The following is an 11,440-nucleotide window of genomic DNA, read 5'->3' as shown; positions in this document are numbered from 1 at the left end:
ACGAAGCGGAGCTTACTCAAGTACGTGAGCATCGTATCGCAGAAAGACGGCTATTTGCAGCCCATTACAGTTGGGCTAGTGGTGCTCGTCGTCCTCTTTGATGACGGGAAGTTCGGAGAACTGGTGATACGGCGGCGGCGACGACAGGGTCCATTCCAGGGTCGTAGCGCCCTCGCCCCACGGATTGGCCTCGCCCTTGCGGCGGACGATGGCGGCTTCCAGGCACATGATCAGGAAGACCACAACACCGACGGCGGTGATGGCGTAACCGATCGAGGAGACCATGTTCCAGTAGGCGAAGCCTTCCGGATAGTCGACATACCGGCGCGGCATCCCTTGCAGGCCGAGGAAGTGCTGCGGGAAGAACACCAGGTTGACGCCGACGAACATGATCCAGAAGTGCGCGCCGCCGAGCCACTTGTTATACTTCACGCCGAACATCTTCTCGAACCAGTAGTAGAAACCGGCGAAGATCGAGAAGACGGCGCCAAGCGACAGCACATAGTGGAAGTGGGCGACAACGTAATAGGTGTCTTGCAGGCTGTAATCGACCGCGGCGTTGGACAGAACGACGCCTGTGACGCCGCCGACCGTGAACAGGAAGATGAAACCGATCGCCCACTGCATCGGCACGGTGAACCACACCGAACCGCCCCACATGGTGGCGATCCACGAGAACACCTTCACGCCGGTAGGCACGGCGATAACCATCGTAGCCAGGGTGAAATAGGCGCGCAGGTCAAATGACATGCCGACCGTGAACATGTGGTGCGCCCACACGATGAAGCCGACGAAGCCGATAGCCATCATGGCGTAGGCCATGGCCAGGTAGCCAAAAACGGGCTTGCGCGAGAAGGTCGAAACGATGTGCGACACGATGCCGAAGCCCGGCAGGATGAGGATGTAGACTTCCGGGTGACCGAAGAACCAGAACAGATGCTGGAACATGATCGGGTCGCCGCCGCCGGTCGGGTCAAAGAACGATGTGCCGAAGTTGCGGTCGGTCAGCAGCATGGTGATAGCGCCGGCCAGAACAGGCAGGGACAGCAGCAGCATGAAGGCGGTGACCAGGATCGCCCAGGCGAACAGCGGCATACGGTGCAGGGTCATGCCGGGCGCGCGCATGTTGAAGATGGTGGTGATGAAGTTGATCGACCCCAGGATCGACGAGGCGCCAGCGATATGGAGCGCCAGGATAACCAGATCCATAGCCGGTCCGGGCGACCCCGTGTGCGTCGACATGGGTGGATACATGGTCCAGCCACCGGCGAAACCGTGTTCTCCCCCCGGCCCCGAAGGCGTGAAGATCGAGGTGACGAGCAACACCGCCGCCGCCACCAGCAGCCAGAACGAGATGTTGTTCAGGCGTGGGAAAGCCATGTCGGGCGAACCGATCATGATCGGTACGAACCAGTTGGCGAAACCGCCCATAGTGGCCGGCATGACCATGAAGAAGATCATGATGACGGCGTGGGCCGTGACGACCGAATTAAAGGCGTGCTTGGCATGGTCGGGGTTCGACAGGTTGAACAGCCCCATCGAGTCGAGCATCGATCCCTTCATGAAGACCTGGAGGCCCGGCTCGGCCAGTTCCCAGCGGATCAGGCCCGAAAAGGCGCCGCCGACCAGGCCAAACAGAATGGCGAAGATCAGATAGAGGGTGCCGATGTCCTTGTGGTTGGTCGTGAACACCCAACGGGCGAAGAAGCCCGGCTTGTGTTCGTGAGCGTCGTGCGCATGGCTATCCGCGTGGGTATCGCGTTCATGAGTGACGGCAGTTGAAGACATGATGGATATCTCTCTGAACTGAACTTAGTGCGCGGCGGCCGCACCGGAAACCGGTGCCGCAGAAGCGGAGGTTGTGGCGGATGTGGCGGCAGCGGAAGCAGCGTCTGTCACGGCGGCGGAAGCGCTGGCGGTCTCAGCGGCCTGTTCGGCGGCCGCCGCTGATGCGGCGGCATCCGAAGCGATCATGGCGCGGGTCTTGCCGCCGTTCTTGACGATGAAGGCATCGAAGTCGGCGTTGCTAACCACCTTGACCTCGATCGGCATGTAGGCGTGATCCTTGCCGCACAGTTCCGAGCACTGGCCGTAATAGGTGCCGATCTTCTCGGCCTTGAACCAGGTGTTGTTCAGGCGGCCGGGAACGGCGTCGATCTTGAAACCAAAGGCCGGAATCGTGAAGGAGTGAATGACATCGGCGCCGGTGACCTGGACGTGGACGACCTTGTTGACCGGAACGACCAGCACATTATCGACTTCCAGCAGGTACGGGATGCCGGCGGCGTGGGCGGTCTTGATGTCCTTGGCGTCTTCGCGCAGGCGCGATTCGATATCTGTGACCCCCAGTTCGGGATAGTCGTAACTCCAGAACCACTGGTTGCCGGTGGCCTTTACGACGACATCAGGCTTCGGCATGTCGTTAAAATCGCGCAGCAGGCCGAGCGAGAAAACGGCGATGACGACAAGAATCAGCACGGGCACGACCGTCCAGACGATCTCGATTAAGGTATTGTGCGAGAACTTGGCCGGAACCGGATTGGTCTTCTTGTTGTAACGGATCATGATCCAGATGATCAGACCGGCCACGAGCACGCAGATGGCGACAATAATCGGCAACAGGAGGTCGTCGTAGAACCATTCCGCCTGACGCTTCAGCGCCGAACCGGCCGGTTGCCAGCCCATTGCCTTGTCCGTCGGCAGGCCCATCGTGTCCTCGGCGAAGGCCGAAACCGACAGGGTGGCTGATATGGCGGCTGACAAAGCCAGCGTGGCGACCGCACCGGAGGCGGCCCTGAACAGCCCCCTTCCGGAAAGCCCTTTGCCGAAAAGCCCTTTATTGCCCATTCGCAAAACCCTCATTTTCACGGCTGCCGATGCGAAAAGCATTCGTAGCTGCCTATCCCTGAAACTTATAACGCGACCATATTCGCGGCGACCGTATTCACTAACGAATCTTCACCGGCGAATCTGGCGCACTTTCAGACCTGTATCCGGCCTATCCAACTGGGTTCCATAATGCCTTCACGGCGAAATGCAAAGGGTCAAAAAAGGGATTTGCCTTTTTTAGGCCCGAAAGTACCATAACCGTTCAGTCAGTGCGGTCTTTTGTCGCATCTTTCGTCGCTTTTCTGACAGTCATTCGCAGACTCATTTTCGATTTGATGACTTACCCCATAGCCAAGGTCGCCGGTCGTGCCTAAATAGACAGTATAGTGCTTACTCAGAGACGATTTTCCATGGCCGATTCCCTCGACACTTCCCCCGCTGCTTTCGGGCAAGCCAATCCTTCGGGACAAGATTGGGGCGATTTCGACCTCGCTGGCGCGCATAATGTGCTGGAACAGGCGCTAAAAGGGGCTGACGACGGTGAAATCTTCATCGAAAAACGCGAATCCGAATCGCTGATGTTCGATGACGGCCGCCTGAAAGCCTCGGCCTATGGCGCCGACCAGGGCTTCGGCTTCCGCGTCGTCGCCGGCGAGACCATCGGTTTCGCCAACAGCGCCGAACTGTCGCTCGATGCTGTCAATCGCGCCGCCGAAGCCGCCGTATTGGCCAAGACCGGCAAGACCATCGATATTACTATGTCCACCGCCAATCCGGTCCGCTCCAACCAGTCCTATTATAAAGCCCACGATCCGCTGGGCGAAATGGCCTTCGCCGACAAGATCGCCCTCCTCCAGGCTATGGACGCCTATGCCCGCCAGGCCCATTCCGGCGTCGTGCAGGTGTCGGCCTCTCTGGCCTGCGACAAGCGCGCCATCACCATCCTGCGCTCAGATGGCGAACTTTATCATGATTACCGCCCCCTCGTCCGCCTGAACGTCAGCGTTTCCGTCGAGCGCAATGGCCGCCGCGAAACCGCCTCTTCCGGCGGCGGCGGACGCATCTCGTGGTTCGACATCACCGCGCCGGAAAAGTGGCAGGCGCAGGTTGATGAGGCCATCCGTCAGGCGCTCGTCAATATTGACGCCGTGGCCGCTCCGGCCGGTGAGATGGATATCGTATTGGGGCCAGGCTGGCCAGGCGTCCTGCTGCATGAAGCGGTAGGCCACGGCCTGGAAGGCGACTTCAACCGCAAGGGCACCTCGGCCTTCTCCGGCAAGATGGGCAAGCAGGTGGCGGCGCACGGCGTCACCATCGTCGATGACGGCACGGTGCCCGATGCGCGCGGTTCGCTCAATATTGACGATGAGGGCACGGCGACCGCCTGCACCACGCTGATCGAGGACGGCACCCTGGTCGGCTACATGCACGACCGCCTCTCCGCCCGCCAGATGGGCACGAAAGCGACCGGCAATGGCCGCCGCCAGTCCTACGCTCACCAGCCCCTGCCCCGCATGACCAACACCTTCATGCGGCCCGGCCAGGACAAGCTGGATGATATGATCGCCAATACAAAAAAGGGTCTCTACGCCGTCAATTTCGGCGGTGGCCAGGTCGATATCACCAATGGCAAGTTCGTCTTCCAGTGCACCGAGGCCTATCTCATCGAGGACGGCAAGGTGACCTCGCCCGTGAAAGGCGCCACACTGATCGGTGACGGTCCGGCGGCCATGCGCCAGGTCGATATGATTGGCGACGACTTCAAGTTCGATCCCGGTGTCGGCACCTGCGGCAAGGCCGGCCAGAGCCTGCCAGTCGGAATCGGCCAGCCGAGCCTGCGCATTCGTGGCCTGACAGTCGGCGGTACAAGCTAGAACCTGAAAGCATCCGAAGGTGATCTATCGTCTTCGGATGCAGGGTTTTACATTAAATCTCTGTCACAATGCGGCCGCAAATTCATACGTAAAATATCGTTTATTTAGGATTCAACACACTGAACTTATTTAACTTAAAAGCAATTTAGCCTCGCACACCCAACTCGTTTCGTTTGAAATTGTTACGGCCATTTAACTTGTCACTGGCCTGCCCGCAGGTATCCCATGCCCCAGCGGACGCCGCGCCAATACGGCGTCCCACCGGGGAAGAACACATTTCATGCGCCTGCACACCACCACCGCTCTTGCCGCCATCCTGCTGGCGCTCACCGCCGGCACCGCCGCATTGGCGCAGGACGCACCGCCCCCCGCAGCCGCGATCAGCGCCGCCGGACCTGTCCAGACCTACCAGCCCGTCTATTTCACCGAATATCAGGTCTCGACCGCCTTCGACATGGTGCTGCATGTGCCCGGTTTCGTCTTCAACGGCGGCGATAGCGCCCGCGGCTTTTCCGGCACGGCCGGAAATGTGCTGATCGACGGTCAGCGCCCGACGACCAAATCCGATCTCGGCAACACCCTGTCCAACATCAACGCCGCCCAGGTCGATCATCTCGAACTGATTACGGGCGGCGCACCGGGCATCGACATGCACGGCCATCGCCAGATCGTCAATGTGGTGCGCAAGACCGACGCCAAGCCGAACTTTTCGGTGCTAGGCATCTATCGCAATATCGACGGCAACACCAATTCCGGCGTCCTGCTCTTCACCTATAATGATAACCGCAACGGAAAAAGCACGGATATTACAGCGGATATTTTCAACTTCTTCGACAATGGCGCGCAAAACGCCCGGCGCGTAACCTCGGACAACGTCGGCGACCATATCCTCAACATCTTCCAGCATGCAGGCGGCCAAGGCGTCGAATCCCAGGCCTCGCATTCCCGCCCGCTGTGGGGCGGCAAGATCACCTTCAACGGCACCTATAACCCGTCGATCTACCGCCAGACGACCGCCTATAATGAAGACGGCGACATGGGCTATGAGAGCTTCATCGAAAAGGACATGCCCAGCGAACTGGGCAGCCAGTACGAGCGCAAGCTTGGCCACGGCCTTGCCCTGAACCTCAATGTGCTGGCCCGTCATGAGCGCATCCATGATATCGACATCTATACCGACGCCGACGGCACGGCTGATTACCGCGCCCTCAGCCTGACCGATGAGCGCATCCTCAATGGCCGCCTGAGTTGGGAAAAGCGCGATGGCCTGACCCTCGCCATCGGCACGGAAAGCGTGTTCAACAGCATGGACCGCGACTCATCATTCGTCATGAACGCCACCAGCCCCAATGTGCCGACCGATCATGTGCGTGTGCAGGAAGACCGCACGGAATCCTTCGTCTCGGTCAATTGGAAAGCGACCACCAAACTAAGCTTCGAAGGCGAACTAAAGGTCGAGGTCTCGACCATTTCCGTGCCGGCGGCCAACCGGTCGGATTCCTTCACCTATTACAAGCCGCGCTTCCAGGCGGTCTATGCGTTCTCTGACAAGACAAAGCTGAGTTGGAAAACCATCCGCCAGGTCGATCAGCTCAGTTTCAACGGCTTTGCCTCGTCCGTCCAGCTACAAACCAGCCACGTGACGCTCGGCAACAGCGATCTGGTGCCGCAGAAGGATTGGCTGAATACAATCATCCTGGAGCAGTCCTTCTGGGGCAAGGGCGCGATCAGTTTGGCGCTGGAGCATTATGATTACGACGATACCGCCGACTTTATCGCCGTGGTCGATAACGGCGACATCTATACGGCCAGCGGTAATATCGGCGCCTCACAATGGGATTTCGTACACCTCAAGCTCGATACGCCGCTTGATCGCTTCCATATCCCGCATGGCACGCTCAGCCTTGATTGGCTCTATCGTCAGTCCCGGGTGAAAGACCCGATCACCGGCCAGGACCGTCGTGTTTCCGGCATGGAGCCGCACATCTATTCCGCCAGTTTCAGCCAGGAATTCCCGAAATCCGGCACAAGCTGGGGTATCGATCTTGAAAGTTCCGGCAAGGATCGCAACTATCTGGCCAATGAGCTGACGGATGCGCATTTCGATCCGTGGACGCAGGTCTGGTTTCAGTACAAGACGCCGGGCAAGCTGACCTTCAAGGCCATGCTAAAGAACCCGCTCAACCTGCGCTTTACCCAGGACCGCACGGTCTTTGAAGGCCTGCGCGGCCTGTCGCCGATCGCCTATACCCAGCATACCATCACCAAAATCCCGCCGATCCTGGAACTGCGGCTGAAGAAGGACTTCTGACTTATGCCGCGTGGGGTCTGTGCCCCCACAAACCTTGGCTTATTCCAAAGAAAAACCCGGCCCCTTTGAGGCCGGGTTTTTCTTTGGAAGGAGAGAAGACTTGGGGCCACAGGCCCCAAACCCCATAAGTCAGATCACTTCTGTCGTGCCCGGATCGACCGGCGCCGTGTCATTAGCGCCATACGACCACTTCTTCAGCACGAAACTCAACAGGAAGAAGGCGATAGCGATACCGATGCCCAGCCAGCCGATAAACTGGAAGGTATCGAGCGACGATATCAGCGCCGATTTGTTATCCAGAACCTTGCCGCCGACCGTTTCTGTCGAGGCGAACTTGGAGATAAAGGCGGCGATATACTGGCCATTCGACGCCCCCAGGAACCAGATGGCCATCATAGTGGCCACGATGGTCGGCGGCGACAGCTTGGTCTGTTGCGACAGCCCCACCGGCGACAGGCTCAGTTCGCCGATCGTATGAAAGAGGTAGGTCAGCAGCAGGAAGAACACCGGCAAGCGGAAATTGGCGTCGGCAAGAGGCGCGGCCCATACCAGCACCAGGAAGCCCAAACCAACGTTCAGCAGGCCGAAAGCGAACTTCTTGACCGGATCGGGGTCCATCTGGCGATTACCGAGGAAGGTGAAGATGGCGGCGAAAACCGGTGCGAAAATCAGGATAAAGCCGGCGTTAAAGGTCTGGGTCTGCGAGGCCGTCATGCCCATGTCGATCCAGATCGAGCCAGCCGGCACCGTCATGGCCGCCAGTTGATCCTGCGAGGCCAGCACGAACTTGCCGATCACCATCGGCGCCTTCATGATGTTCAGATCGGTATTGCGCTCGGCGAACAGTGACAGCGATGACCCCGCCTGCTCGAACAGGGCGAAGAAGATCGCCGAGGCGAACGACAGAATCATCGCCAGTCCCAGCCGGAAGCGTTCCTGCACATCGTATTTGGTAAACATCTGGAAGAAGACATAGCCGACGATCAGCAGCGAGCCGCCGATCAGGGCCGTACCGACAATCTGGTTCTTCTGGACGAGGAAATAGATCACCGGCACGCATAGCAGGCCGAACAAATAGATCAGATTTTCCTTGGAAACGCCGACGACTTTTTCCTTGAGCACTTCCGGCTTCGGCGGCTCGCCCTTGCCTTCCAGCCATTTTTTGCCAAGTATGAACATGATCAAGCCCGCCAGCATGCCTATCCCGGCCAGGCCGAAGCCTGCCCACCAGCCGACATTCTCACCAAGATAGCCGCACAAAGCCGCCGCCCAGAAAGAACCGAGATTGATACCGTAATAATAGAACTGAAAACCGGCGTCGCGGCGCGGATCTTTATCCGGATAAAGCTGGCCGACGATCGAGGAGATATTCGGCTTCATGAAACCGACGCCCATAATGATCAGCGAAATGGACAGATAGAAGGCGCTTTCGGCCCACGGCGTGGAGACCTTCATCCCCTTGGTGAACGAGCCAGCCGGCAGAACAGCCGGAATCGGCGCATCCGCCGGCAGGCCTTCGATCACATAACCGCCGCCCGCGCTGCCTTGCCAGTCATAGCGATGGTCGCCGACCTGGAGCTTGACGTCGCGGTCCTGCCCCTTGCCTTCAACGACGAACTCGTAGGTATGGCCCTGATAGGCGATGGTATCGACATTCGCCTTGCCTTCGAACGCCATGCCAAAGTGACCGAGCACCAGCAGGATGGCGCCAAAAACGATGGCCTTGCGCGTGCCCAGCCAGCGGTCAGCGATCAGGCCACCCAGCAGTGGCAGCAGATAGATGAGCGTGGTGTAGGAACCATATTGCTCGTTGGCATGGTCGTCTGTGAAGAGAAAGTGGCGGACCAGATAATAGATCAGCAGGGCGCGCATGCCGTAATAGGAAAAGCGTTCCCACATCTCGGCGAAGAAGCAGACGAACAGCCCTTTCGGGTGGTTGCGCATCTGCAAAAGAACGGGGATGGCCGTCAGGATTGTGACCACAATCCCGGCGACAATGACGATATTGATCATGTGTTATGACTCGCAAAGGGGCTTGGCGCAGATCCCCCCAATTGCGAGATCGTTGCCTTTTTTACGACAAGACCAGCAAATTAAGCCCTTGGCAAGGATAAGAGTCGCTGCACATGCGAACAGTATACGATTTTCGCTCCCTTGTGCCGCCCCACTCGTGGGGCGGTACTGGCGCGGAATGTCGATCCAGTCTTAATAAGCTTCTTCTTCGTAGAGCTTGCGGATATCGCCCTGCCAAACGCCGTTGTACTTTTCCAGCAGACGATCGGCCGGGGTCAGGCCCGACTCGGCGATCTCGAACAGTTCACCCAGATAACCTGTTTCGTCGACCAGACCGCCGGACAGTCTGTTGCGGTTTTTCAGGCCCATTTTGGCGATTTCAAGCACGTCCATCGCCCAGTCCTTGACCGGACGGCCGGCGATCTCGCCCTTGAGGCCGGTTCTGGCCGCCATGCCGCGCAGGGTATTGTGATCGTCATTGCTCCAGCCCTTGACCAGTTCCCAGGCCGCTTCCAGCGCCGGCTGATCATAGAGCAAACCGCCCCATAACGCCGGCAAAGCGCACAGGCGGCCCCACGGTCCGGCGTCGGCGCCGCGCATTTCGAGATATTTTTTAAGGCGCACTTCGGGGAACAGGGTCGTCAGGTGATCGGCCCAATCGTCCATGGTCGGCAATACCCCCGGCAATCCCGGCAGTTCCCCCTTAAGGAAGGCCTTGAAGTCCTGGCCGGAGACATCGATATAATCCTCGCGATTCAAACGCTTGCCGCCGACGAAATACATCGGCACATCAAGCGCGTATTTCGCGTAGCGCTCGAAACCGAACCCGTCTTCAAAGACAAAGCCCAGCATACCCGTGCGGTCGGGATCGGTATCCGTCCACACATTGGCGCGCGCCGACAGGAAGCCGCTAACCTTGCCTTCGACAAACGGCGAATTGGCGAACAACGCCGTGGCGATCGGCTGCAAGGCCAGCGAGGTGCGGAATTTCAGCACCATATCGGCTTCGGATTCGTAATCGAGATTGGCCTGCACCGTGCAGGTACGCAACATCATATCGAGGCCGAGCTTGCCCTTCTTCGGCATGTAAGACCGCATGATCTTGTAACGCCCCTTGGGCATGACCGGCGTTTCCTCACGCGTCCACAAGGGCGAGAAGCCAACGCCGACAAAGCCAAGACCGAGTTCGGACGCGACCGCCTTGACCTCTTCCAGGTGCTTGCCGGTCTCGTCGCAGATGTCGTGGATGGTTTCGAGCGGCGCGCCGGAAAGCTCGAACTGCCCGCCCGGCTCCAGCGTCACCGAAGCGCCATCCTTCAGCAGGGCGATGATCTTGCCGTTTTCGAGGTAAGGCTTCCAGCCGAAGCGCTCCAGCCCGATCAGCATGGCCTCAATGCCATCAGGCCCTTCATAGGTCGGGCGGCGCAGGGTATCAAGATGGAAGGCGAATTTCTCATGCTCGGCGCCGATGCGCCACGCGCTGCGCGGCTTGTTGCCGGATTCGAAATAGCTGACCAGATCGGCCATTGTGCGGACAGGTTCCGCCTCGGAAGTATTAGCCACGCGCCCTGCCCTCTCAATGTCTGCAAGAGTGGCCTATATGGGCCGCGCTTTCGCCACTGACAAGGCTACAGTTAAAATTACTTCCAGTCGCCAAGCGCCGCCTGATAGAGGGTCAAGGCTGAAATGGCTGCGGTATCCGCACGCAGGATGCGCGGACCGAGATTGACCGGATAGACGTTTTCCATGCCGCGCAGGGTCTGGCGTTCGTGATCATCGAAACCGCCTTCCGGACCGATCAGGATCGCGGCGCGCCTGTTCGTCAATGTTGACAGAACCTCCAGCAAAGGCTGCGTTTGGCGCGCATCGCCCTCATGCGTACTGTCCTCATCGCCGAAAACGATCACCTCGACACCCGGCGCCGCCAGAAAAGCCTCAAGCTTAATCGGTGCCACAATCTCCGGCACATCCAGCCGCTCGGTCTGTTCAGCGGCTTCCTGAGCGATAATTTTGAGGCGCTCCAGCTTGACGTGATCCGATTGCGTGCGCCGGGTCGTCAACAGTTGAATCCGTGATGCCCCCAGTTCGGTCGCCTTTTCTATAATATATTCGAGCGGCCCTCGCTTGATCAGCGCCACGGCCAGGACCGGCCCCTGCCCTGTCGGCTGCGTCCGTGTTTGTTCGATCAGTTTGAGCGTAACGAGCCGCTTGCCGGCTTCGCTGATCTCAGCCGTCCATTCGCCATCGCGGCCGTTGAATATGGACACGACATCGCCCGCCCCCTTACGCATGACTGAAGTCAGGTAACGGCCCTGGTCCGTATTGAGCGGCAAGATCAGCCCCGCACTGAATGCAGGCGTCGGTTCGGAAATGTAGAGTCGGATCATGCCTTGTTCTAGGCCGCGAAATTGTC

7 protein-coding genes are annotated in these 11,440 nt (G+C 58.9%); 2 read left to right on the top strand and 5 right to left on the bottom strand.

Annotated features, from left to right (window positions below):
* Positions 1-75 precede the first annotated feature (75 nt).
* Positions 76-1,788 carry a cytochrome c oxidase subunit I gene (gene ctaD, locus VL130_RS12960; RefSeq protein ID WP_325363340.1) on the bottom strand — a complete coding sequence of 571 codons (1,713 nt, stop codon included), beginning with the start codon at positions 1,786-1,788 and terminating at the stop codon, positions 76-78.
* A gap of 24 nt (positions 1,789-1,812) precedes the next feature.
* Positions 1,813-2,847 (bottom strand): cytochrome c oxidase subunit II, encoded by a 1,035-nt coding sequence (gene coxB, locus VL130_RS12955; protein ID WP_414636273.1) that lies wholly within the window; start codon positions 2,845-2,847, stop codon positions 1,813-1,815.
* A 392-nt stretch (positions 2,848-3,239) separates the two neighbouring features.
* Here coxB and tldD point away from each other — a divergent pair, with 392 nt between their 5' ends.
* Positions 3,240-4,703, top strand: a complete 1,464-nt coding sequence (gene tldD, locus VL130_RS12950) for a metalloprotease TldD (RefSeq protein WP_325363339.1) — start codon at positions 3,240-3,242, stop codon at positions 4,701-4,703.
* Positions 4,704-4,983: 280 nt separating this feature from the next.
* Positions 4,984-7,014 carry a hypothetical protein gene (locus VL130_RS12945; protein WP_325363338.1) on the top strand — a complete coding sequence of 677 codons (2,031 nt, stop codon included), beginning with the start codon at positions 4,984-4,986 and terminating at the stop codon, positions 7,012-7,014.
* A gap of 129 nt (positions 7,015-7,143) precedes the next feature.
* Here VL130_RS12945 and VL130_RS12940 read toward each other — a convergent pair whose 3' ends face one another.
* From VL130_RS12940 to VL130_RS12930, 3 genes are all read right to left on the bottom strand, one after another.
* The gene (locus tag VL130_RS12940; RefSeq protein ID WP_325363337.1) at positions 7,144-9,027 is read right to left on the bottom strand and encodes an oligopeptide:H+ symporter; all 1,884 of its coding nucleotides are present in this window, start codon (positions 9,025-9,027) and stop codon (positions 7,144-7,146) included.
* Between the two features lie 192 nt (positions 9,028-9,219).
* On the bottom strand, positions 9,220-10,554 hold the full coding sequence (locus tag VL130_RS12935; protein WP_325363418.1) for a glutamate--cysteine ligase: 1,335 nt from the start codon (positions 10,552-10,554) through the stop codon (positions 9,220-9,222).
* Positions 10,555-10,667: 113 nt separating this feature from the next.
* Positions 10,668-11,414 carry a 16S rRNA (uracil(1498)-N(3))-methyltransferase gene (locus tag VL130_RS12930; protein ID WP_325363336.1) on the bottom strand — a complete coding sequence of 249 codons (747 nt, stop codon included), beginning with the start codon at positions 11,412-11,414 and terminating at the stop codon, positions 10,668-10,670.
* Between the last annotated feature and the right edge of the window lie 26 nt (positions 11,415-11,440).

The organism is Asticcacaulis sp. (assembly GCF_035497195.1).
Classification (GTDB): Bacteria; Pseudomonadota; Alphaproteobacteria; order Caulobacterales; family Caulobacteraceae; genus Asticcacaulis.
The sequence above is the reverse complement of the archived record's forward strand: the minus strand, read 5'-3'. Positions and strand labels throughout refer to the sequence as shown.

Coding starts and splice junctions, on each gene's coding strand:
- ctaD (WP_325363340.1), bottom strand. CDS start 1,788: ATGTCTTCAACTGCCGTCACTCATGAACGCGATACCCACGCGGATAGC.
- coxB (WP_414636273.1), bottom strand. CDS start 2,847: ATGGGCAATAAAGGGCTTTTCGGCAAAGGGCTTTCCGGAAGGGGGCTG.
- tldD (WP_325363339.1), top strand. CDS start 3,240: ATGGCCGATTCCCTCGACACTTCCCCCGCTGCTTTCGGGCAAGCCAAT.
- VL130_RS12945 (WP_325363338.1), top strand. CDS start 4,984: ATGCGCCTGCACACCACCACCGCTCTTGCCGCCATCCTGCTGGCGCTC.
- VL130_RS12940 (WP_325363337.1), bottom strand. CDS start 9,027: ATGATCAATATCGTCATTGTCGCCGGGATTGTGGTCACAATCCTGACG.
- VL130_RS12935 (WP_325363418.1), bottom strand. CDS start 10,554: ATGGCCGATCTGGTCAGCTATTTCGAATCCGGCAACAAGCCGCGCAGC.
- VL130_RS12930 (WP_325363336.1), bottom strand. CDS start 11,414: ATGATCCGACTCTACATTTCCGAACCGACGCCTGCATTCAGTGCGGGG.